The 23409-nt window shown below is 40.2% G+C and carries 22 protein-coding genes; 3 read left to right on the forward strand and 19 right to left on the reverse strand.

Annotated elements, in window-relative coordinates:
* The 3 genes from M3N64_RS13395 to M3N64_RS13405 form a co-directional block, all read left to right on the forward strand.
* A partial coding sequence (locus tag M3N64_RS13395; protein ID WP_249103770.1) for a DUF3298 and DUF4163 domain-containing protein occupies positions 1 to 1130 on the forward strand: 1130 nt, incomplete at its 5' end.
* Positions 1131 to 1579: 449 nt separating this feature from the next.
* Entirely contained in the window at positions 1580 to 2782 is a 1203-nt protein-coding gene (locus M3N64_RS13400) for an SIR2 family protein (RefSeq protein ID WP_249103774.1), read from the forward strand.
* Complete coding sequence (locus tag M3N64_RS13405) at positions 2769 to 4496, forward strand: ATP-binding protein (protein WP_249103777.1); 1728 nt, start codon at positions 2769 to 2771, stop codon at positions 4494 to 4496. The genes M3N64_RS13400 and M3N64_RS13405 overlap by 14 nt, the downstream gene beginning before the upstream one ends.
* Positions 4497 to 4558: 62 nt before the next feature.
* Here the strand turns inward: M3N64_RS13405 and M3N64_RS13410 are convergent, their stop codons facing one another.
* The 19 genes from M3N64_RS13410 to M3N64_RS13505 all read right to left on the reverse strand — a co-directional run bounded on the left by M3N64_RS13410 (position 4559) and on the right by M3N64_RS13505 (position 23284).
* Entirely contained in the window at positions 4559 to 5446 is an 888-nt protein-coding gene (locus tag M3N64_RS13410; protein WP_249103780.1) for a hypothetical protein, read from the reverse strand.
* A 43-nt stretch (positions 5447 to 5489) separates the two neighbouring features.
* Positions 5490 to 5978, reverse strand: coding sequence for an IS630 family transposase (locus M3N64_RS13415; RefSeq protein WP_249103783.1), 489 nt, complete (start codon positions 5976 to 5978; stop codon positions 5490 to 5492).
* Positions 5979 to 6000: 22 nt separating this feature from the next.
* Positions 6001 to 6336, reverse strand: a complete 336-nt coding sequence (locus tag M3N64_RS13420) for an IS630 transposase-related protein (RefSeq protein WP_249103785.1) — start codon at positions 6334 to 6336, stop codon at positions 6001 to 6003.
* Positions 6337 to 6372: 36 nt separating this feature from the next.
* Positions 6373 to 7152, reverse strand: a complete 780-nt coding sequence (locus tag M3N64_RS13425) for an ATP-binding protein (RefSeq protein WP_249103789.1) — start codon at positions 7150 to 7152, stop codon at positions 6373 to 6375.
* Between the two features lie 39 nt (positions 7153 to 7191).
* On the reverse strand, positions 7192 to 9126 hold the full coding sequence (locus M3N64_RS13430) for a recombinase family protein (RefSeq protein ID WP_249103793.1): 1935 nt from the start codon (positions 9124 to 9126) through the stop codon (positions 7192 to 7194).
* 89 nt (positions 9127 to 9215) lie between these two features.
* Entirely contained in the window at positions 9216 to 9371 is a 156-nt protein-coding gene (locus M3N64_RS13435; protein WP_249103797.1) for a transposon-encoded TnpW family protein, read from the reverse strand.
* Between the two features lie 387 nt (positions 9372 to 9758).
* Entirely contained in the window at positions 9759 to 11192 is a 1434-nt protein-coding gene (mobQ, locus tag M3N64_RS13445; RefSeq protein ID WP_249103800.1) for a MobQ family relaxase, read from the reverse strand.
* A 196-nt stretch (positions 11193 to 11388) separates the two neighbouring features.
* Positions 11389 to 11628, reverse strand: coding sequence for a DUF3847 domain-containing protein (locus M3N64_RS13450; protein WP_249103803.1), 240 nt, complete (start codon positions 11626 to 11628; stop codon positions 11389 to 11391).
* 5 nt (positions 11629 to 11633) lie between these two features.
* The gene (locus tag M3N64_RS13455; protein ID WP_249103806.1) at positions 11634 to 12065 is read right to left on the reverse strand and encodes an RNA polymerase sigma factor; all 432 of its coding nucleotides are present in this window, start codon (positions 12063 to 12065) and stop codon (positions 11634 to 11636) included.
* 91 nt (positions 12066 to 12156) lie between these two features.
* A complete protein-coding gene (locus tag M3N64_RS13460; protein WP_249103810.1) occupies positions 12157 to 12582 on the reverse strand; it encodes an RNA polymerase sigma factor in 426 nt (141 codons plus the stop codon).
* A gap of 467 nt (positions 12583 to 13049) precedes the next feature.
* On the reverse strand, positions 13050 to 13793 hold the full coding sequence (locus tag M3N64_RS13465) for an ABC transporter permease (protein ID WP_249103814.1): 744 nt from the start codon (positions 13791 to 13793) through the stop codon (positions 13050 to 13052).
* 3 nt (positions 13794 to 13796) lie between these two features.
* The gene (locus M3N64_RS13470) at positions 13797 to 14741 is read right to left on the reverse strand and encodes an ABC transporter ATP-binding protein (RefSeq protein ID WP_249103817.1); all 945 of its coding nucleotides are present in this window, start codon (positions 14739 to 14741) and stop codon (positions 13797 to 13799) included.
* 125 nt (positions 14742 to 14866) lie between these two features.
* The gene (locus M3N64_RS13475; RefSeq protein ID WP_249103820.1) at positions 14867 to 15685 is read right to left on the reverse strand and encodes a MerR family transcriptional regulator; all 819 of its coding nucleotides are present in this window, start codon (positions 15683 to 15685) and stop codon (positions 14867 to 14869) included.
* Positions 15686 to 16433: 748 nt separating this feature from the next.
* Positions 16434 to 18065, reverse strand: a complete 1632-nt coding sequence (locus M3N64_RS13480; RefSeq protein WP_249103823.1) for an SH3 domain-containing protein — start codon at positions 18063 to 18065, stop codon at positions 16434 to 16436.
* A gap of 803 nt (positions 18066 to 18868) precedes the next feature.
* Positions 18869 to 19711, reverse strand: a complete 843-nt coding sequence (rfbD, locus tag M3N64_RS13485) for a dTDP-4-dehydrorhamnose reductase (RefSeq protein ID WP_249103826.1) — start codon at positions 19709 to 19711, stop codon at positions 18869 to 18871.
* Positions 19701 to 20723, reverse strand: a complete 1023-nt coding sequence (gene rfbB / locus M3N64_RS13490; RefSeq protein ID WP_249103829.1) for a dTDP-glucose 4,6-dehydratase — start codon at positions 20721 to 20723, stop codon at positions 19701 to 19703. Before rfbB ends, rfbD begins: the two co-directional genes overlap by 11 nt.
* A complete protein-coding gene (gene rfbC / locus M3N64_RS13495; protein WP_249103841.1) occupies positions 20723 to 21295 on the reverse strand; it encodes a dTDP-4-dehydrorhamnose 3,5-epimerase in 573 nt (190 codons plus the stop codon). Before rfbC ends, rfbB begins: the two co-directional genes overlap by 1 nt.
* A gap of 28 nt (positions 21296 to 21323) precedes the next feature.
* Positions 21324 to 22193, reverse strand: a complete 870-nt coding sequence (gene rfbA / locus M3N64_RS13500) for a glucose-1-phosphate thymidylyltransferase RfbA (RefSeq protein ID WP_249103962.1) — start codon at positions 22191 to 22193, stop codon at positions 21324 to 21326.
* 44 nt (positions 22194 to 22237) lie between these two features.
* Positions 22238 to 23284: an acyltransferase gene (locus M3N64_RS13505; RefSeq protein WP_249103975.1), complete on the reverse strand. Its 1047-nt coding sequence runs from the start codon at positions 23282 to 23284 to the stop codon at positions 22238 to 22240.
* Between the last annotated feature and the right edge of the window lie 125 nt (positions 23285 to 23409).

A 23409-nucleotide genomic window follows, 5' to 3' on the forward strand; every position in this document is an offset into this window, starting at 1 on the left:
ATCTGGTAATGACTACATTTATCCTGGCTGGCTGCTCTACTATAACTCAGTTTCGATCATCAAAAGAGGAAAAGGAATCTGTCACTGCAACAATATCTCAAGCAAAACCACACATCACCCGGCTCAGCTACAAAACGAAAGACATTCAATACATACAATTGACCGGACTGAAAAATAAAGAGGTTCAAAGCAAAATTAATGCCGCACTGAAACAGTTTGCTCAAAAGACTTACCTTGAGCGAGAACGACTGCTCGCTTCTTATAAAGAGGTCAAAAAAGACAATCCGGAAACCAATCCTTATTACTTGCAGCAATCCGTTGAAGTGAAGTATCTGACAGCCAGCCGTCTCAGTGTTTATTTTCAGAAAATGGATTATACGGGCGGAGCGCATGCGATGGTTAATCCGGTGACCTACAACTTTAATCTGCTCAACGGAAAAAATGTATCATTTGCGGAAAATTTTAAATCACCGCGTGCGGAACAAATGGTCAAGCAAGATGTCTTCTACTATCTGACAACACATTCCGAAAAATATTTTCCGGAAATCATCGATGAAGAAAATGATATTATTAAAGAAATGGGCAGCTTGTATTATTGGACGAAGGAGGGGCTGGACATTATGTTCACGCCTTATTCCGTCGCTCCATTCTCCGAAGGTGTGCCAACGGTCAGCATAAAAAACGAGTTAATCGGCCGCTATGTCCAAGACCGTGATCTTGAGGATGACCGTCAAGCCAAAAAACTCGGATTACGCCCCTATGTGGGTACCTGGATTTACTCACCCGGAGAAATCGGAAATTACCAATTAAGTCTGATTGTTCTAAAAAACGGACGAGCTGAAATGATTCTTAATGTAATCCAGGGCGATGTTTATACAACAACAGGCAAGATAACCGCGACCTTCAATAAAAAGAAACAAGCATCCATCACCTTCACTGGGAAAAAACGAGGCGCGGAATTCAACACTCACGAAAGGGATATCAAGGGAAAAGCCACCATTCAGCTGAGAGATCAAGAGATTGTTGTTCGCATCAGTTACTCCTCAGAATATAGTGATGAGGAACTTTCCCGCACGGTTCCTGATGGTATATTTCATTTTAAGAAAAAAAGCAGCGTTCCCGATATCTAAGCGTTTGCTTCGAACTTCGGACAGCCTAGGAAGCTGTCCAGATTTGTTTCTTAGTAAGTGGTAACGACCAGTAGAATGTACCGCTAATGCCATGTTTTTACCACTCATAAATTGCATGTATACTTCCGTTTACGAGAAGGGAGAACTATGCAATTTTACCACTGGGTTTGTAAATTTTGGATGTAGATAAATCATAATAGGGTACGGTAAACTAATTGACATTAGGTGGTAAATTCGCTGGTGTTCAATGGTAATAAAGCTGGCAATACTTGTTGCTTTTTTTGTTTTTGACTTTTGTAAAGTTGTCGGATTCCAGCGTGTTTTGTCAAGGATATTATTCAAGAAACGAGGATATGGCCTGTTAGCCATATCCTCGTTGGTAATATATAGTCGATTTACAAAAACAAATGTGATATAATGTATGCAATAATAAAAAAGGAGATAATAATATGGTTTCAAAGAAAATAAAAGATTGCGAAACCATTTTTTACTCTAGATCCGAAAAAATAGCATTTGATAAAAGCCAAGTTTATATTAATAGCAATCCATTCCCATCAGACGAACTAAAGGGTTCCACTACTAAAGACTTTGCATATGCGAAAATGAGGAGTATTTATAATCAAATTTTATCTAGGCAATATGAAAATCTGGTTGTCCTATCTGGCTCTGGAACCTCAGTAGGAATTGGCTCTGGTAAACAAAAGGGCAAAACTATGAAAGGTCTTTGGCTAGCGGTAAGAGACAAGATTACCTATAAAGCACTTGAAGAATTTGCGGAGAGCATTAAATTTGAGGAATTACATGAAGATCATACAGATTTAGAAGCCATGCTGTCAAAAGCTACACTTTCCCAAAGATTTCTGCAGGATGCAAATATTCAAGCAACTATTAATAATATAAAAGAGATCATTCGGAAAGAATGCACTTTAAAACTTCCAGCGAACGCACCTCACCAAATATTTCTGAGCAAACTTACTGGTAGAAAATTAAAATATTCAAGGCCTAAAATTTTTACATTGAATTACGATTTATTGTTTGAGCAAGCGGCTTCTACTGGTGGATATGTTGTTATAGATGGGTTTTCATTTAGCTACCCTCGTCAATTTAATGGGATCAATTTTGACTTTGATATAGTTTCCAGAAAAGAAAATCGTGCTCTGTCTGAAGAAAATTTTGTACCCAAAGTGTTTCAATTATATAAGCCACATGGGTCTCTTGATTGGGAAAAAATCATTGATGGGAAAACAGAAAAATTCATTAAGAATGCTTCGACTAAAAATCCACTGATGATTTACCCCAGCAATGCAAAGTATGAAGTGTCTTATGAACAGCCCTATTTTGAAATGTTATCTAGGTTTCAACAAGAAATGAGAGCCCAAAACACCATACTAATTTCTATTGGATTTAGCTTTTATGATAAGCATATTAAAGCAATGGTAGACGAAGCACTGAATGTTAATCCAAGTATTACACTTATTATTGTTTCTCCTGATGTTAAGCAAGAGTCAACATTCCTTGATTATAAAAGCAGATCTGAAAGAATGGGAAATGTGATTTTAATAAATGAAACATTTTCTGATTTTTCGCTGTATTATCCTGAATCGGATATATATTCTTATCAAGATGAGGCAGAAACAAATGAATCCATTTAACGCAAATTATTTTGTTGGATATGTTAACCATGTAAGTCCACAATATGTTAAAGTTCATTTTCCTTCCTCTACTTTACTTAATAAACATATCTTCTCAGGCGAAGAATTTAATGGAGGCTTAATTGGAAATTTTGTTACTATTGAGGGTGAGAACCTAGGCTTTATAGGAAGAATAGCTGAGTTAGATTTACCTGAAAAAGAGCGACTTTCCTTAAGTGAAAAAGCTTTTCAAAGTTCCGACTTCCATCCCACTGCAAAAGTTGAAATATTGTTATCTTTTGATTATTTTGATAGTAGTAATGCTCAGAAGACATTAAGCTCTTTTCCTAACATAGGTTCAAAGGTTTATATATGTCCGAGTAAGTTCATTCAAAAATACGTAATCAATTTTGGAGAAAAAGATAAACAAAACGGTTTATTAATTAATTTAGGTCATTTAACGTCTAATAAAGATACACAGGTTAAGATCAGTCAACAAGCCATGTTTAGTCGCCATTGTGCAATTGTAGGAACTACAGGTGGTGGTAAAAGTTGGACAGTAGCAAAGTTAATTGAAGGTATGATCAAAAATCATACAAAAACTATTTTGATAGATCCAACTGGGGAGTATTCTACACTTACCCAATCATCTAATACAGACACTGAGTCTGCCGTATTGGGAAGTGAAGCGTCGTTTTCATATCACAAGTTGACAACGGAAGACTTGTTCTTTTTGGTTAAACCATCAGGGCGGATACAAGCTCCAAAATTGCAGGAGGCAATTCGTTCTTTAAAGTGCGTTCAGTCGAATATTAAAAACATATCATATTTCAGTGATTTTGTAACAGAGCGAGGCAACCTTAAAAAGGATGGAATGGATGTCATTAAATTTGAGAGATTTTGTTATGAACATCCAGAGTTAGATGATAATCATTTGAATTTTGATATTAAGGCTTTAGAACGCCAGATAACCTATGAATGTGTATATAATAATGGAACTACATATGGGAATCAGAGCCCCAATGATTTATCTTATTGTGTTAGTCTTATTACACGAATTGGAAATATGCGAAAAACAAAAATTCTTCAATCTGTGCTTGGACTAGACAAAGATCAAGAAAGAAATGATTTGACAAAAATCATTGATGATTTTTTAATGCCGACTCAAAAAGATAAATTACTGTTGCGAATTGGCTTTGAAAAAATAGGTTTTGAATATCAGGCAAGGGAAATCGTTGCTAATGCGATAGGGACTTATCTATTGGATAAGTCTCGAAAGAATGAATTTCGTCATTTCCCAATTGTTCTTATTTTGGATGAAGCACATCAATTTTTGAATAATAAGGTTGTCGATGAATATTTTGAAACCTCAACGCTGTCAGCGTTTGATCAGATTGCCAAAGAATGCCGAAAATATGGATTGTTTCTTTGCATTGCCACCCAAATGCCTAAGGATATTCCAATCGGTACCCTTAGTCAAATGGGAACGTTTATAGTTCATAGATTGATTAATTATAATGATAAAGAGGCCATTAAACAGGCATGTTCGTCGGCAGATCTAGATCTCTTGTCGTTTTTACCAATGCTTGGCTCCGGAGAAGCGATTCTTACTGGCGTTGATTTTCCTATGCCACTAATTCTAAAAATTGATGAGCCGGAAATTCCACCAGATTCTAAAACTCCTGTTTTTTCAAATATACGATCATATAAAGAAATGTCTGGGAAAGTATTGTAGCTTATAATTGGCATAATTAAAAAGCGGGGCATTTTATTGCCTCGCTTTTGTAAAATCAAAAACTATTCTACATCTTTTTCGGTTCTTGGCCTAAATTCAATTTTTAGTTTTTGAGCAAGGTAGTCCTTAAGTACAAATACTTCAATGATATGTGTTCCACGTATAGGATCTAAATAATATCTGGTGTAATCTATACTTGATTCGGGAGGGACAATTCGCATTGTTCTACTTTCATTATTTAAGTCAATTATGTCTTCCCCATGTTTAATTTTGGTATCCCAGCATACTATTGAAAACGTATTTTCAAAAGTATGATTGTAATCTTTCGCTAAAAATTCTTTAAACTCCACATAATACAATTTGGAATTTTTAATTGGAATCTTATCTTTGGACTTTGCAATAACATCAATGCCTTCATGGGTATTGTAGTCTATTACAGTGAATGGAAAAAGATCTTTATTAAGCGTTTGTAGTTGCATAAAGAGTGCAAATACGGCACTTTCGCTATTGGGTTCAACAAGTAATGTTTCTTTATATCTTGCCACATTAGCGCTATTAGCTTTTTTCACCCGGGTCACATAATCCTTTTGTTCTTTTTTCATTGTCCTGTGGGCGTCTGCCTCATCTTGAAGCCATATCAAATTAGCCCAATCCTCACTGTCGGTGATTTCCTCATAAAGCTTTGAAACTACTTTTTGTAAATCATCGATTACTTCTGATGGTGTATTAGCTACAGAGCCTCTATTAGCTGTTAAATTAAAATCCTGGCAATTTATAAAAGCATGAAATCTCGTAAATTCTGATCCTTTTTCAGAGATCCAATCGTTTTGTCTTTGAACAGGAATATAGTCTTTGCAAAGCCATAATCCATAACGGTCTTGAATCGTATAGGCACCATCTGGATGTCTGTAACCTGGTCGCCTTAACATTTCATTATAATCATATTTCACGTATTTTCCTTCAACACTGAATACTGCTTGATAAGATATATAGTTAATTAACTTGAAAAACAGTCTGGAGAGCATCACTGAATGAATTAAAATTCGGAAGAATTTTGCGAAGCTTACGTTTCAGCCAAGCCCACCTTTTCTCAATAGGGTTAAAGTCAGGTGAATACGGGGGCAAAAATAAAACCTCGCAATGATAGCTGCTTGCCAAGTTTGCCAAAATAGATTTTTTGTGGAACGTCGCATTATCAAGAACGATGGTTGAGCCAGTCTTAACTTCTTTCAGCAGGCAGTTTTCAAACCAAAATTCAAATAACATACTGTCTGTGGTTCCAGTATATTCAAGCGGAGCAACCCATTTGCCTTGACATATACCAGCGACAATATTTGTACGTTTGAATTTTCGTCCGCTAATTTTGGCAATAACTTTTTGTCCTCGAGGTGCTCTTGCATATTCTCGGTAAAGGCACTGGTCGATGCCCGTTTCATCAACAAAAACTAAGCTTTCCGGAGACACTGTTTCCAACTTTTCCACAAACTTCTGTCGAGAACTTTCGCTAATTTCTTTGTAGAGGGTAGTTTTTTTTACGCGATATTTTTAATCGTCGCAGCGCTTTTAATATGGCAACATCTGAGCAGCTAAATTCTTCTGCTATTTCTTTTAAATAGGCATCGGGATGCTGTTTCAGATATTCTTTAAGCCTTACAGGTTCAATTTTACGCCAAGTTTCCCTGCGCTTCTTTGACTCTAAATTGCCGGTTTCTTTCAGCTGCGATTTCCACTTTTGCAATGTGAAGTGGCTTACTTTGAAAACTTCGGCTGTTTCTTTTTTACTGTGTCCGTCGTTCCAATACTCGATTGCTCGAATACGGTATTTTATATCATAACTCATATTTTTATTATAACACATGGTAAGCAATATTATAAGTTAATTTACTATAAAAGGAAAGTTTGGCAATGTACCCTTCTTAATATATTTTTTGCAATAATAATGCGGAGCATCGGTAAAATATTCATCAAACAGCTTATTGAAGTTTTTACTATCACCCGGAAAGTAATGCCCAAATGTAATTTCTTCTGGATCATCACGGTCTAAACCTTTAAGAATAAGCTTAACATCGTTATGTGTAGAAATTCCAAATTCTTTTTCTATCGATCCCATTTTTGTAAACCACATAATATGATCTTTAAGCATGCTGTGCGAAAATTGATCGCAACGATTATTGTTATAGCCCAGTATAACGATTTTAGTTCCATTTCCGTATGTAGCTTTTTTTGAAAACACCTTCACTATGGGAATAGTACCATCATGTAAGCTCTTTAAAGGTTGATCAAGAGTCGCAGTGTATTCTATTCCATCTTTTACTGTGGTAACAGATATGCCCGCGCTATTAAAATACACTTTCGTTCCATGGCCTTTTTCACCAATAGCAGCAGAATTATCTCTATTCATGGAGTTCCCTAAATCAAAAAATGATTGCAAACCATTTTGATTCATTCCAACACCATTATCAGAAATTTCAATTTTCAAAACATTTTCGCCATATAATTTTACAGCATTGAAAATAAGTTTGATTTCTGTCGCATTAGCATCAAAAGCGTTACTTATTGCCTCTCTGACAAGATCTAGCGGATTAGAAAAGTCTTTTGATATTTCAATAAATTCCCTAGCCGCGTCTACTTTCGGTGTTATTGTAAACTCATTCATTTTTAATCACTCCAAATTAATTATAGTAAAGAAAACATATTATTTATCACTTACATAATCGGCTTTGAACAGACAGATAAATCGTTCATTAAGCTCTACTTTTTTTACATCATATCCAGCATTGTAAATCACATTTGACATTGGCCGATTAAATGCCGGATACCAATATGCCGCATACTTATAGGCCGATTTGCAGAGCTTTTTCCCGATGATCTTTTCGACCTCTGCAAAGGTAAGAGAAATGGATGGCCCCTTCTGCTTCTGCAAATATTGGCCTAGTGCTGCGAATGAAGTGCTTTTTGCAACATAGCGTTCCGCCGGTATTTCATCTTTGGTACATTCGCTTTTTGTTTCAGACGGTTCTACCATGCCGATGAAGTTAAAATAGATATCCACCTGCTGGGAGAATGTATATCGCGGGCCCTTTTGCCGCTGATGAACGACAACCTTTTCCACAAGCTCATTGAGCATGGGTGTTGTCAGCTCGGTAAAATCGGTATATTTATCAATCAGTGTGAGAAACTTGTCCGCTTTCACGCTCTGCTTATCAAAGCAATCTAATTTCGCCTGAATTTCAGCGACGGATTTCTCTAAATCAGTTTGTTCCTGCTCATATTCGCCGGAGAGCTTTTCAAAGCGCTTGTCCGTGATTTTTCCGCTGACGTTATCCTCATAGATTGAGCGGATCAAGGTGTCCAGTTCGGTGGCCCTCTTTTTGCTTTTCTCCAATTGCTTCCGGCAAGTTTTGGCTTCTTTGTCCTGCTGGATTGAGGAAGATTCCATCATGCGGCGGACAAATTCATCCCTGTTTCCCTTGGCAAAGCGGCTGATTTTTTTCAGCGCGTCGAGAATCAGTTTTTCCACCACGTCGGCACGGATATAGTGCATTGTGCAGTCTGCCGTGTGTTTGCGATAGTTGGAACAAATGTAATTATTCCGAGGAAGGCCGTGAGCGCCTTTGCCGCGCTCGTTATACATTTTCGCGCCGCAGTCCGCGCAGAACAGAAGTCCAGTCAACGGATTGGGAGTTCCCAGACTGTCCGGGCGGCGTACAGTTTTGCGAAGGCGCTGAGCGGTATGCCATGTTTCCTCGTCGATAATCGGCTCGTGCGTATGTTCAAAGATTGCCCATTTGTCTTTCGGCGCGGGCCTCCGGTTTTTATCCTTATACGACTTTTTGTAAGTCTTGAAATTGACGGTGCAGCCCATGTATTCCATCCGGCTGAGAATGTATTCAACCGTGTTTCCCCACCAGCGGTACGGGTCGGCAAACACCTTGTTTTTGTTGTTCCCGACGCCTTTCTGCGCCAGATAATAGGAAGGGCAAAGCACTTTTTCCGATTGCAGGATTCCGGCAATCTGGTATGGGCCTTTGCCCTCAATCGTCATTTGAAAAATTCGCCGGACAACGCTGGCGGCTTCTTCATCAATAATCCATTGATATTTATTATCCGGGTCTTTGAGATATCCGTAAACGGGATGGCTGGAAGTGTGTTTCCCTTCCAGCCCTTTGGCCCGGTAGACAGCTGCGACTTTTCGGCTTGTATCGCGGGCATACCACTCGTTCATGATATTTAAAAATGGAGTGAAATCATTGTCGCCCTGCTTGTTGCTGTCTATACCGTTATTGACAGCGATGAACCTCACATTGCGCTCACGGAACATCACTTCCGTATAGAAGCCCACTTTAAGATAATTGCGCCCGATACGCGACATATCTTTGACGATGATCGTGCCGACGTGATTCTGCTCGACTTCCGCGATCATGCGCTGGAAATCCGGCCTTTGAAAATTCGTCCCAGAAAAACCGTCGTCCACAAAATACTGAATATTCAGGAAACCGTTTTGCTTCGCGTAAGTAGAAAGAATTTTTTTCTGGTTGATGATGCTGTTGCTGTCGCCCTGCAATTCATCGTCGCGGCTGAGCCTGCAATAGAGGGCGGTAATCAAAGACGTTTTTGACTGTCCAAACATGGATTTTCTCCTTTCAGACAGTCAACACATTTATGGTGATTCCATTATACCGCAATTCCATAAATTATGAAACTGTCGAATTAAAAAAGTTATTGTTTTCCGGTGTCGTTTTTAATGAGCCGGAAGATTTTATCGTTCAGGGTTTCTTTGCTTGTCTTGCTGAAATGAATGGATACCTCATAGGTGGTGGAGCCTATGGCCTCGGTAAATTTGACCGGCTGCTGCTGTTCCTGCTTTTGCTCCATCGGCAACTCCTTTCCCAAATGAGAACTTTCAGTTACTTATGATTTCGTTTTGCTCGCTTGGAATAGTAACGAGGGCAGTCCATCACGACGGCCCGGAAACTCTGCTTGCAGCCGTGGACGCATTTTCGGCAAAGTGAGTTGTATGTCATACGGTTTCGGTGATTTAAGAAAAGCTGCCATTCCAGCTTGCGTTTCTTGCTCATTCTCGGCATGAAAACTGCTCCTTTCGCCGTCGTGGATGGATAGATGGATTTCCTGTAGTTTCCCGGTATCATTTTCGGGGGAAAACGGCCTTGTAAGCTTTTTCTGTGTGAGGGAGAATATCCGGGTAAGGATAGAACACGCGGACGGAAAACGCCTTGTTTCGGTATTATTTCGCCGCTGATTTTATCGCTCATGATTGCGTCCCCGATCTCTGCCACGCTCCGGCCGGGCAAGCTCGTCGGCAGTCTTGCGGATTTTCTCCATTGCCTGAATATCCGTGCGCATGGCTTTCATCTGCTGGTACCGGGAGATGTTTTGGGCGGTAAGGCGTTCCGTCTCGGCCTGCCAATGTTTCGGAGCAATCTTTTCGCCGGACACTTTTAACTCATCCAGATACCGCACGGAAGCGTCATATAGGGCAAGTTCCACGCTGTGCGCGTTCTGAAACTTTTCCCACGCTCGCGGTTTCAGGGCGGCAAGCTGCTGACGAACCGGCTTGTTGTCGGCATACTGCTTCCACATTGAAAGCCGCTTGTTCAATTCGTCGATCTGGCGGGCGGTGGCGGCAATCTCGCCGCGCAGAGTGTAATACTCCGTCTGCATGGCAGTCACTTTCGCATAAAGTTCCTGCATGGATGAAATGCCGTTCTCCTGCAAAAAGCTGAATAGGGCAGCGCTCTCTTTGAGGGCTTTAACCTTGCCGTATCGGGTGGTGGGCTGTGTTGCGGCCTGTGCTTGTTGAAGTTGTTCCCAAATGCTTGGTTTTTGCTCCGGTTGTGCCGCCTGCTGTTTCGACCAATTGTAAAGGCGGGTGATACGTGCCTTGATTTCTTTGAGCAGCCGGTTCTGTGCGGCAATTTCCCGATTGACGGTGCCTTTTTCGGTGACAAGTCCCCGGCGTTCCATCTGTGTGGCGGCGACGCCCATGTGGACGGTTGAAATTTTCTGAACGCCCTGCCGGACATAGCTGCGGTGGTCGATTCGCTCCGGTCTGCCGATCTGCTCCAACGCGCGGTTACAAGCGTCGGCCCATGCCGCCCGCCACACCTCGGCCTTACCCGGATCGTTCCAGTCAGTGGTGTTCACCCTATGACTTTTGAAACCGCCGCTGGGGAGTGGAATACGCTGGCCTCGCCCGTCGAGGTCATACTCCTTCCCACACTTCGCGCCCCATTCGCCGCAATCACTCAACGGGCGCAGAGTGAGCATGATATGGGCATGTGGGTTGCCGTCGCCTTTGTCGTGAATCGAAAAGTCCACACACATGCCGGATGCTACAAACGTGTCTTTCACGTATTTTCGGACGAGCCGAATTTGTGATTGCTGGTCAATCTCAGCCGGAAGCGCAACTTCAATTTCACGGGCAAGCTGGGCATTGCGGCTTTTCTCGATTTTCTCCACGCTGTTCCAAAGGATGGAACGGTCTGAAAACTCCGGCGGAACATGGGCTGGAAGAAGAATTTCCGAATGCACCACACCACCTTTTTTCGTATAATCGTGCGTAATTCCGTCCCATTCGTTTGTGAGCCTTTGCCCGCTGCGGTAAGCAGCGGCGGCAACGGCGCTTCGTCCCTGACTGCGTTTAATAATTTTGATACTGCAATGGTAGATGGCCATAGGCAAGAATCCTTTCGCTAATAGATATAACAAAACCTCACGCCGGGTCGGATTCTCCGCAGAGAATTCGATGCGGCATGAGGTTACGCAAAAGGTTTGGGGAGCGCAGCTCCCCATCGCGTCCGTAGGACGCAACGGCCTCGCAGAGCGCACGGCACCCGTCAGGGTGTATAAGTGCGCCCTCCGGGACTGCCGGTTATCCCGTGTCTCCGTTGGAATGCTGAAAAGTCCGCAAAAATGTCTTGATCTGTTCGCCCGACATAGGAATAATTTCGGGGAAGATGCTTTCTAAAATGGCTCCGCGCTCAATGAGGCGGTGCGTTCGCGCTTTGCGCTCCTCGTCGGCTTTTCGGTTAAGTAAAATTTTCTGCCGGTTTTCAAGCTGGCGAATTTTTTCGCGCACGGCTTCCGAATTCTGCAATGACGTCATATCCATTTCAATCACTCCATCCATTTTTTCTTCTCAAAATACCGTCTGAGATTTCGTACACCTTTCCTTACGGAATCGCAAACACCGCTGCTATTCACGCCCTCGGCGCGGGCAATGTCCACTTTCTTCATGCCGAGAATGTAATGCGCATAGACACGCCGCGCCTGAATAGGCGGCAAATGGTCAAGAGCTTCATAAAGCTGTTGCATCGAAACCTTTTGCATGAGGATTTCTTCGGGCGATGGCTCCGTGTGAAGGATGCTGTTTTCAATGCCGTCGTTACAATCCAGAGAGTAATAGGCTTTGTGATACCACGCACGATGATGGTAATTGTCCTCTTGCCTTTTTGCCAATAGAAACGTTTCGGCAACTTCGTCGCTGACCTCGACGAAATGATTTTCTGTAAGGAATGGGTAATACTTGCGCAGATTGATAGTGGGCATACGACTAACCTCCAGACAGCAAGAGGAACAGCGCAGTATAAAACCTCCTGTCCCTCTTGCACATGTAATAGGGCAAATACCCTTCACTTGGTTAGCCCCAAAATCCCGTTTCGCACGGGCTGTTCTTGAAATAATCTCTGCACTTTTTGCGTACCGCCTCAATACTGCTTTGAACAGCAGACTTGGAACAACCACATAGCTTTCCGATTTCCGTGTAGCTCAGCCCATTCAGCGCAAAAAGCAGAAATCGCTTTCGCTGAATTTCCGTGCAGTTTTCCAGTGCATCCATGATTTCTTGCAAAGTTTCTTTTCGGCAGAGCCATTGTTCCGGCGTTTCGGAATAGCATCGCCCCTCACGTGCGACTATGTATTCGTCAAACTCCCGTTTGTCCCAATGGCGGCGCTTTTCGTGGGACAGGTTCTCACCCTTATGTCTTGCACGGTCAAGAAATTCACCAACTTCGGCGGACACTTCTATCGATACGGTCTGCCCGTGGATTTTGATATGTACTTCCATGAATTCTTCTGTCCTTTCTGAAAGATTTGAAATTTCAGAAAGGACAGGTGGTGAGCGGCAGTGTGGCTTAACGTCAGACCAATTTGACCTGATGTTCGGCAGAGGCTTTTCCTGCGAAATGCCGATTGAAAATGGACGTAAAAAAACACCTATGCAGGGAAGCCCCCGCAAGGTGTTAGGTAGAAAATGGGCGCAGTATTCACCCATAATCTTAATGAGTTTTTTGAAATCACGAAAAATTAGGTTGTCAGCTAAGCTAAGCCGTTATGACAGGGTAACGGCTCCTCCATCGACCGGCGTAGCACACTTGCGCGCATAAAAGGCCCTCCAATCGCATTACTGCCATTGGAAGGCTTTCAAAGCGCGCATTTAATTACCTACCAATGATTTCACACGAACATTGGTAGTGAATAAATCAACTATAAAAATCGACCGATTTTTTCTGCATAAGTATCTGTTTTTAAATACTACTGATTCTCATTATTTAGCGAGTGAACAGCCAATGCAAAACTTGCTATACATAATACGAATAATAATCTTACGGTGGATATTAATTGTGTCCAGTCAATGGAGCTTTTCAATACCAACATTCGCAGACTATCAATAACATGAGTAAACGGATTAATGAATACGGGAATGCGGAACCCATGTGGTATTTGTTCAGATGGCATCAGCGCAGAACTGACAAAGAACAGCGGTAAGGTAATGGTATTCACAAGTGCAATAAATGAATTTTCATCCGGGAGTGTAAGACTGATGGCATAAGACAAAGCTGATACAAAGGCGATGGTTAGGAATAACAGGATAATCATGATCAATACGCCGCTTATTCCGGATGCAATCCTAACCGACATCAAGAGCGAAATTCCTATCAATATTGCAGCCTGAATAAATGACAATACAGCAGCATCTAAAATATGAGCCAATATAATAGAACTTCTCTTGACAGGAGAAATCTTAATTCGATAGTAACTGCCTCCGGTTTTCAGGGAATAATTTGCTATTCCGCTTACGCCGGAGCTGGATAGAACACTCATTACTAGAATTCCGGGAAGAATAAAGGAAGTATAGTTTCCTTCCGCTTTGTTTCCTCCAAATATAGTGCTAAACAGTAACAGCCATATAAGAGGCTGAACCAAAGTCATGATTATTGTCACTGGATTTTGAAAGCGCCATCTAACGCTTCTCCAAAAGAGATTGATGGTCTGCATTTCTCATCGTCCTCCTTTATTTTGAGTAAGAGACAGAAAAACATCATCAAGACTGGGCGTTAGAACTCCGATCGAGAAATATCTTGTTTGTTTATCCATCAGCATTTGATTGAGAATTCGAAAATCTTGCATTGGGTTTTGCGTATTTGCATATAAGGTGTTTTGTTCTTGCCGTATTCCTTTAACAAATTGCAGATCTGAAATCAGCTTCACAATATCTTGACAATTTTCTGAACTATCCAAATCAATCCGAATGACTTTTTGTCCGGTATGCTGACGAAGGTTTTGGGGTGTATCCTGCACTAACTCGTGTCCGTCCTGCATAATGCAGACTGTATCACTTAGCATATCGGCTTCTTCCAAATAATGTGTGGTCAGTAAAATGGTTGTTCCGAAATCGGATTTGATTTTCTTCACAACATCCCACATGGCTTGACGGGACTCGATATCCATCCCTACGGTCGGTTCATCCAGAAACAGGATTTTCGGATAAGACATCATGCTCATAGCAATATCCAAGCGCCGTTTAATTCCACCGGAATATGCAGTTACTTTGTTCTTCTCGTACTCCCTCAAGTCAAATGCGGTAATAAGCGCGTCCATCCGCTTGTTTGCAGTTGGTTTGTCCAACTTGTATAATCGGCCCTGAAACAGCATGTTTTCACGCAAGGACAAATGATTATCGATGGATACATTTTGAGCTACACAGGAAATAAGAGAACGTATCGATTTTTGTTCGGCATATAAATCTTTACCCATAATCAGTATCTTTCCAGATGTAGGCTGTAGAAAAGTAGTCAGAATATTAATTAATGTTGATTTTCCGGCCCCATTGGGCCCCAATAAAGAAAATATCTCTCCTTCTTGAACTTCAATACTCAAATTGGTAAGAGCTTTTCTACCGTTCTGATATACTTTACATAGATTGCTGGCTGAAATTGCGTTCAAATTTGCTCCCTCCTTTTTCTCATGATTCAAGCATACAGTATCACACGGTGCTAGAGTCAATAGATGAAAACAACTTTAGGCAAAAAAATCGCCGCCGGAAACGGCAGCGATTATATACGGAGATGTTATTTGCTTTTTATAGGAAAACACACTTCGGTAACCAGATTGTCCGGATCAGATTCGGTTTCGGGAGAAACATGATAGATATTAAAGATCGGCCCGTTTAATTCATACCCATTCTCCAAAATCCAATTTGCAACTGCTTCATTCGCCTCGCTCAGCTGAATATAACCACCCTTATAAGTCAGTGTGGCGACAGTGATTGAGTCAACTTCCTTAAATCGAACTGCGTCTGTATCACGATATTTTCCAACTACAGCTCGTTGGACTTCCACATCAATTCCCTGATCGACAAATCCTTCACTATGGAAAATAGCGATACTGTAGCATGGAGTGGCAAGTTGTACGGATTGTGCACTAATTTCTTCGGACAGCTTTTTCCACAATATTCCTTCGTGGTCATAAGCGGCAATCGTGCTGCGATAGCTTATTACATTCCTTTTGGGAAGCTCTTTTACTGCAATATTGAATCTGGAAAGCGGAGAACTTTTATCAAGTCCCTTAATTGTTGTTTGAAGTAGTGATAATTGTTTTTGCATCGTTGCGATTTCGTCCTGTTTCTGTGTCGCTTGGAGCACTAGATATCGCTTCAAGCTTTCTTCATCCTCGTATTCCGACAAAATATCCTTGATAACGGACAAACCTAGCCCCATATTTTTCAGTGCCTGTATACGATTGGCAACAGTAAGCTGTTCTTCACTATAGTAACGGTAGCCTGTAAAGTTATCAATATGAGCCGGAATAAGTAATCCGATTTCATCGTAGTGTCGAAGCATGAAGATACTTATCTTTGACAGGGTGGAAAAATCCCCGATTTTGAGCATAAATCTAACCTCCAATACACAGCTTTAGCACTACTTATCATAAACCCTAACACTATGCTAAAGTCAATAGTTTTTGTCTAAAGCAGAGCACATTGCCCCCTTTTTATCGCATCTGTTCAAGCCATTTTACCATAAATGTGCCGACTGTCATGCGTGTTGTATTTGATGTATTTGAAATACATCGCTTACAACATACACCTTTGTGTATATTTTTCTTCTGATTGATGATATTGATTAATGATTTGATAGATGGAATAAACGGAGTATACTAAGGAGGAGACACCTGCTATAAAAATTGCAATCAAAATTTTTCTCTTAAAAATAAGTCTCTACCTTCAATTCTCAAGCTAAAAATCAATTATAAATTAAGAAGCTAATTTTCAAAGTTTAAATTATGTAATAACTACCATACTATATAATTATAACGACCTAGTTATAAATAATCAATTAAAATTTAAATACCCCAGTATTTTACCATATTTTTGTAGCACTTATATAAGATTATTGTACAGTGGTCACAAAAATAATCAATACTAAATTCCCACTTATTATCGATCATTTAAAAAATGAGCAACGGAATGCCTTAATGACTGAATGTACATTGCAAACTATGACAATTACAATTATTCGATATTTATCATTACAGAAAAAAACGGCAGTCAAAATTCGATTTAACATCGACTTTCAACTACCAAATTGCTACAAAATCCATAAATAGCTATATAACCAAGTGATGATAAACTATCAATTAATTATAATATGAAATATTTCTGTCAACAGCACCAGAAACACCGCTAACCTGACCATTACTTGTAAATTGCCATAGATCAGCACTATACCCTGATCCAATATAGGTGCTCTGACCTCGATATCTTGCCAGCCAGATAAGGAACCGCGCACTGCTTTTCTGAGATTGCTTAATTTTAGCAAGATCCAGATATTTATTAAAGTACAGCAAGTTCGAGTAAATACCAAGCTGGTTCATGTGATGTCTCAATCTCATCTCGTTTAAAAAGGTAATCGTGTTTGCTGTTAGCGTCGACTTCAAATGTGATCCCGGAATATTATTGGATGTTTCAACATCGATATACAAATACTGAATGTTGACTCCTTTTTTCCTTGCTGCATTAACAGCCGTCGCAAAATTGCTTGCTTCCTTCTTTGCATCTGTGGCTGTTTTTGCCCTGAAAAAATGATATGCACTGACACTTAATCCTGCTTTTTTCGCGGCAACAGCATAGTCGACAAATCGATTATCCTTAAATGTCGTTCCTTCGCTTGCTTTCAGGATAACGAACATATTGCCAGCACGTTTAACCGCGTTAAAATCCACACGTTCTTGATGATGAGAAACATCGATGCCAAATTTTCCATTTTTTCCAACAGGCGGATTAAAGCGTCCCAAACTGGTTGTCAGATCACTTTTATTCACGTATCCTGTTGTCCCACCATACTGAATTTTACGCCAGTCTCCACTATTACCCGTCACACTTACCTTGGTTCGTTCACGCAACGTGCGAATAACCGCTGACTTAGTACTTGGTGTTTTATAAACTTTCAGGTTGTCATAACCAATATAAACATAGTATTTTTTGAAAGATTGAACCTTGCGAGACGCTTTGGGCTTCGGTGGAGTCCCTTTTTTTACATACTTGGCTGATACATAACCTGACGCACTACCATATTTAATTTTATACCAGCTACCACTTTTCCCGTAAACTGTTATCTTATTATTCTTATGAAGTGTGCGAACTTTCTTATTCTTTGTGCTCGGGCCTGAGCGCATATTCAACGCTGTGGCAGTCACATATGCAGTGTAGGATTTAAACTTTGGCTTTGGTTTCGGCTTTGATTTTGACGTACTGCTCTTTTTTATATATTTGCCGGAAACATAACCCGTTTTGCCGCCATACTTAATCTTATACCAGCTACCACTTTTCCCGTAAACTGTTACCTTATTATTCTTGTGAAGTATGCGAACTTTCTTATTCTTTGTGCTCGGACCTGAGCGCATATTCAACGCTGTGGCAGTCACATATGCAGTGTAGGATTTAAACTTTGGCTTTGATTTCGGCTTTGATTTTGACGTACTGCTCTTTTTTATATATTTACCGGAAACATAGCCCGTTTTGCCGCCGTACTTAATTCTGTACCAACTACCGCTTTTCCCGACAACAGACACCTTGTAATTCTTATAAAGATATCTAATATGTCGATATTTGGTGCCTGGTCCAGAACGCATATGTAAGGAAGAAGCTGTCACATGTGCAGTGTACGAGGAAAAAGCCTCTGCAATTCTAACAACGGGACTACCAAATGATCCAATCAAAATGGACATAGCAAACAGGATCACCGTCAAATTTTTTAAAAACTTATTCAATTTTCACTCTCCCCTCAGAACAAAAACTATTTGTTTAACCTCCTTGGCAAAATACATCGCTATAATTATAGCATTATTACTTCTCTCACTATATATATCGGAATTCTGTTTTTGAATTTCAAGAAGCAAGTTTTAATTTAGCATGCCTTTAAAAACAAATTGATTGTTGAGGATTTGGATGTATTTCATATAAACCGCTTACTACATCACACCGTCTTCATTAGTAATAGATTTGATGTTAATCACTTACGTGAATGTCACAGTGATTACCGCCAATGGAATGTACATGAGATCAGCAGATGTATATGTTCTTTCCCTATGATTCCTCGAAGAATAGTAATCACTCGCGTCTTACACAACCTTGCCAGATCAGTCTCGCAACCAAACAGCGATTTCACCCCACAGCCACCTGCTGATATCGATATTGAGTCACACATACCATATGATACTTGTTACCATAGATCGCATGGTCGCTTTTTTGATAACCGTCCCTATTTTTCACCATTGGCAGAAGAAAGACACGAAGAGGGATGGCTAAAAGTGGATATCGTCAAAAAATGGTGGGTTTAGTCCGCACTTTTGTAAACTAAATCTGCAGTAACCAAAATCCTTGAGTTTCACCTTGAATTTTTTCAATTCTAAATGATACACTTATGATTTATTCTGCAATAATCAATTTCAAATTTTATAATAAGATATCTCATACGAGAAAAGTTATTTTTTCATAAGCGACGACTTATAGAAATTTTTTAGTGAACACAGTACTCAAATTAAATGTTACTATTTTCAAACTTATTTTTCGTTTATCTTTTTAAATGTTCTTCTAAAGCCCGTTTCCACCCTCTTACATCTTTAAACCTATTCAACCTCAATGCCAGATGTTCAAACTCTGAATTCTTCGGCCGCTTTGCGGGTCGTGGGAACTCTTCCGTTGTACATGGGTTCACTCGTACATCAATCCCTTTAATCTCAAAAATTGCTTTCGCAAATTCATACCACGTACAGCTTCCCGAATTTGATAAGTGGTACACGCCATATCTATCCGTTTGAAAGAGTTCAATAATCTTCTCAGCCAAATCCCTGGTGTACGTGGGACAGCCTTTTTGATCATACACAACCCTGATCTGATCATGGGTTTCGGCCAGTTTCAGCATCGTTTTCACAAAATTGCCACCATACTGACCATATACCCAGGATGTGCGTGCAATGAAAAATTTTGAATGAAAATCGCGGACAAATTGCTCACCGGCGTATTTGGATTGACCATAAACACCAAGCGGAGACGGAAAATCAAATTCTGAGTAAGCGCCCTCTTTTTCACCATTGAACACATAGTCGGTACTGACATAAACGAGTTTTGCGCCGATCTCCTCTGCAGCAATGGCAACATTGCGTGTTCCGTAAGCATTCACCAGAAAAGCATTGTCCCGATCCGTTTCCGCCTGATCAACGGCGGTGTAGGCCGCCGTGTGGCAGACGACATCAGGTCTGATTGTGCCAAAGACTTGACGAACGTGATCCAGATCTGTAATATCCAAGTCTTGGTGACCAAGACTGTATGTTTCAAATCCTTTATCCTGAAGCATGAGGCTCAGTTCTGTGCCAAGCTGACCGTGTCCACCTGTAACCAGTACCTTACTTGACATAACTTTTCGCTCCATACTGTTTCCTATAGTAATCCATGTATTCACCGGACTTAATTTTACGCCACCATTCTTCATGATCCAAGTACCACTGAATCGTTTCCTTAATCCCGGAATCGAAATTGTACTGTGGCTTCCATTCAAGTTCAGTTTCGATTTTTGTCGGGTCAATCGCATAGCGGCGGTCATGTCCCAGTCGATCCGAAACATGTTTGATTAAGTCGCGTGACTTGCCCAGTGTATCGACAATTAATTCGACAATGTCAATATTGCGTTTTTCATTATGTCCGCCAACGTTATACACTTCTCCGGGCTTGCCTTTATGCAGTACCAGATCGATCGCCGCACAGTGATCCTCAACATACAGCCAGTCACGGATGTTCTTGCCGTCACCATATACGGGAAGTTCTTTTCCTTCCAAAGCATTGGTAACCACAAGAGGAATCAATTTTTCCGGGAAATGATAAGGACCGTAGTTATTCGAGCAACGCGTAATATTCACATTCATGCCAAAGGTCTCATAGTAGGCACGAACGATCAAATCCGCAGATGCCTTGCTTGCCGAATACGGGCTGTTCGGTGCAAGCGGGGTCGTTTCAGTAAAATAGCCATCCGGGCCAAGAGAGCCGTACACCTCATCCGTCGAGATCTGCAGGTACTTATTGATGTGTTTTCCTTTCGCTACATCCAGCAGCGTCTGCGTACCCAGTACGTTGGATTTCACGAAGATATCAGGCTCAGTAATACTGCGGTCGACATGTGATTCTGCAGCAAAGTTCACAATAGTATCAATCGCATACCGATCAACAACATATTCGACCAGTTCACGATTGCAGATATTCCCACGCACAAAGTAGTAATTTGGGTGATCTTCAATATCTTTCAGATTCTCCAGATTACCCGCATAGGTCAGCAAATCATAATTGACAACCGTATCTTCTGGATGAAATTTGATCATATGATGAACAAAATTGCTGCCGATAAAACCGGCCCCACCAGTAACAAGCAGTTTCATCAGTCTTCAGCTCCCCACTCAAAGTTGATTTCAGCGTCTTTCAAAAGCGGATGCTTTGTATCCTTTTCTGATAGAATCGGGTTGCTGACCGGCCAGTCAATACCGATAGCCGGATCATTCCAGAGAATGCCCCGATCCTGTTCCGGAGCGTAGAATTCATCCACTTTATAAAAGACATTCACATTCGGTGTTAATGTGCAGAATCCGTGGGCAAAACCCTTAGGAATGAGCAGCTGCCTCCTGTTGTATTCACTCAGAATAAATCCGCCCCATTTGCCGAAGGTCGGGGAACCCTTGCGAATATCGACCACGACATCCAGAATGGCGCCTGTCAAAGCACGCAGCAATTTAGTCTGACATTTCGGATTCAATTGATAGTGCAGCCCGCGAATGATCCCTGGTTCACTCGACAGTGACTGATTGTCTTGAATGAATTTCGTATGTATGCCCTGTTCAGCTAATTCTTCTGCATTGTAGCTTTCCATGAAATAACCACGATTGTCTCCAAATGATTTGGGCTCAATGATTTTGACACCCCTTAAAAAAGTATCTGTAACCGTTATTTTTGGCATTATCTACACCCACCTATACCTTTCTTCATCAATGATCTTTTATTAATCTAAGCAAATACTGGCCATAGCCGTTTTTCTTTAATGGCTGAGCCAACTCGTGCAGTTTTTCTGCATCAATATAACCCTTTCGATAAGCGATTTCTTCAAGACAGGCGACTTTCAGACTCTGTCGTTTTTCCACGGTCTGAATAAACAGCGAAGCATCAAGCAACGATTCATGTGTGCCCGTATCCAGCCATGCGAAACCGCGGCCGAGGAGTTCCACGTTCAACATTCCTTGTTTGAGATATACTTCATTGACTGAGGTAATTTCAAGTTCCCCGCGATCTGACGGTTGAATGGTTTTCGCAATATCAACCACCTGATTATCATAGAAGTAGAGACCTGTTACTGCATAGGTTGATTTAGGTACTTTAGGTTTTTCTTCAATTGAAGTCACCTTGCCTGATTCGTCAAATGCAACAACGCCAAAGCGTTCCGGATCCTTAACATTATAGCCAAACACCGTTGCACCTGCCTTTTGGGTAGCTGCTTTTTCCAAAATATTGGTGAAACCGTGACCATAGAATATATTATCACCAAGAATTAATGCTACCTGATCATCACCAATAAAATCTTCTCCAATAATAAAGGCCTGGGCTAGTCCGTCTGGATTAGGCTGCACCTTATATTCAAGATGAATTCCCCAGTCTGAACCGTCGCCAAGCAGTTCCTGAAATCGCGGTGTATCCTTTGGAGTAGAAATAATAAGAATATCTCTTATACCCGCGAGCATAAGCACCGATAACGGATAATAGATCATTGGCTTGTCATAAATCGGTACTAATTGTTTTGAGATTGATCTTGTGACCGGATAGAGGCGTGTTCCGCTCCCACCGGCTAGAATGATGCCTTTCAAAGTAGCATCTCCTTTTTAAAATAATTTGCTTTTTTTTAGTGCTATTAAAAGCAAACTATTTTTTGAATATATGGTATTTTCCCAATAATAAAGACGAGAATGTATGCTACTACAAATAAAAATATATCATATATTAACAATCCAAGAAGTGGGGTTACGGTATATTTAAAAAAATTAAAGATAATGCTACCCCTAAAGATATCTACTAACATAAAATGAATTAAGTAGATTCCAAAAGTTTTTTTGCTAATGTCTATCAATATATTATTAAATTTAGAATTTGATGAGACTCTATAAAACATCAAGAATTGATGTTTTATTAAAATATAAAGAGCCGCTGACATCATAACGACAGGAAAAACGATGTTATTATCTAAAATATAAGAAGCTTTGTGATTTAATATGCTAAAGTGATAAGTTATTGCAACCATTGATGTCACACCAATCAAAAATGCAAACCATGAACTAATAATAATTTTTCTATTGATTTCAATATTATCTAAAAAGTATCCCAAAACTAAGTAACCTACATAACCATAAAATAAAGGTATATTAAAGTAAGGACTATACTGTATATCTCTAAACACCCTCAGAAAAGGGAGCAAACATGAATAAATTAACCATATAACGAGATACATATAAAAGTCTGCATTCTTAAATCTATTTATCATCTTTTGAGTAAAGGGGATCATTATATATAATCCCACTAACATGTAAAGATACCAAAGATGTGTGGCAACAGGCTGCTTAATAACATCTTTAATGAAAGGTATAAAGTCATTAATTCCGATAAAAGATCGATAATAAAATATTCTATAAATTATACTCCAGATGATGATTATAAAAATTGTTTTGTAAATTTTTCTTAGAATTTTTTTATAATTTTGTATTTTACCTAATGTTAGTGCTCCGGTAATCATGATAAAGAGAGGTACACCAACTTTTGCGGTAAAATATATCCCTGCAGATGCACTCCAAGTATAAATACTTAGTTCATTAAATCGTGAAAATAGCCAATTAGTATGATTAATTACTACAAAATAAATAGCTATAATTCGAATGAAATCAATATATAATTTTCTTTCTTTCATTGAAACCTCCACTCATTTAAATGATCTTTATCACTATAAACGTTTGGTTAATCTCCCGCCATGGAAGCTAACTTGCTATTGCAAAAACATTTTGTTATAAATTTTTTTATAATACTTAACTTATC

It is taken from the genome of Sporolactobacillus mangiferae, assembly GCF_023336505.1.
GTDB classification, from domain to species: domain Bacteria; phylum Bacillota; class Bacilli; order Bacillales; family Sporolactobacillaceae; genus Sporolactobacillus; species Sporolactobacillus mangiferae.

What these genes read in the sequence shown, in the direction of transcription:
- M3N64_RS13400 (WP_249103774.1), top strand. Translation starts at nt 1,580, where the DNA reads ATGGTTTCAAAGAAAATAAAAGATTGCGAAACCATTTTTTACTCTAGA.
- M3N64_RS13405 (WP_249103777.1), top strand. Translation starts at nt 2,769, where the DNA reads ATGAATCCATTTAACGCAAATTATTTTGTTGGATATGTTAACCATGTA.
- M3N64_RS13420 (WP_249103785.1), bottom strand. Translation starts at nt 6,336, where the DNA reads ATGAGTTATGATATAAAATACCGTATTCGAGCAATCGAGTATTGGAAC.
- M3N64_RS13425 (WP_249103789.1), bottom strand. Translation starts at nt 7,152, where the DNA reads ATGAATGAGTTTACAATAACACCGAAAGTAGACGCGGCTAGGGAATTT.
- M3N64_RS13430 (WP_249103793.1), bottom strand. Translation starts at nt 9,126, where the DNA reads ATGTTTGGACAGTCAAAAACGTCTTTGATTACCGCCCTCTATTGCAGG.
- M3N64_RS13435 (WP_249103797.1), bottom strand. Translation starts at nt 9,371, where the DNA reads ATGGAGCAAAAGCAGGAACAGCAGCAGCCGGTCAAATTTACCGAGGCC.
- mobQ (WP_249103800.1), bottom strand. Translation starts at nt 11,192, where the DNA reads ATGGCCATCTACCATTGCAGTATCAAAATTATTAAACGCAGTCAGGGA.
- M3N64_RS13450 (WP_249103803.1), bottom strand. Translation starts at nt 11,628, where the DNA reads ATGGATATGACGTCATTGCAGAATTCGGAAGCCGTGCGCGAAAAAATT.
- M3N64_RS13455 (WP_249103806.1), bottom strand. Translation starts at nt 12,065, where the DNA reads ATGCCCACTATCAATCTGCGCAAGTATTACCCATTCCTTACAGAAAAT.
- M3N64_RS13460 (WP_249103810.1), bottom strand. Translation starts at nt 12,582, where the DNA reads ATGGAAGTACATATCAAAATCCACGGGCAGACCGTATCGATAGAAGTG.
- M3N64_RS13465 (WP_249103814.1), bottom strand. Translation starts at nt 13,793, where the DNA reads ATGCAGACCATCAATCTCTTTTGGAGAAGCGTTAGATGGCGCTTTCAA.
- M3N64_RS13475 (WP_249103820.1), bottom strand. Translation starts at nt 15,685, where the DNA reads ATGCTCAAAATCGGGGATTTTTCCACCCTGTCAAAGATAAGTATCTTC.
- rfbD (WP_249103826.1), bottom strand. Translation starts at nt 19,711, where the DNA reads ATGTCAAGTAAGGTACTGGTTACAGGTGGACACGGTCAGCTTGGCACA.
- rfbB (WP_249103829.1), bottom strand. Translation starts at nt 20,723, where the DNA reads ATGAAACTGCTTGTTACTGGTGGGGCCGGTTTTATCGGCAGCAATTTT.
- rfbC (WP_249103841.1), bottom strand. Translation starts at nt 21,295, where the DNA reads ATGCCAAAAATAACGGTTACAGATACTTTTTTAAGGGGTGTCAAAATC.
- M3N64_RS13505 (WP_249103975.1), bottom strand. Translation starts at nt 23,284, where the DNA reads ATGAAAGAAAGAAAATTATATATTGATTTCATTCGAATTATAGCTATT.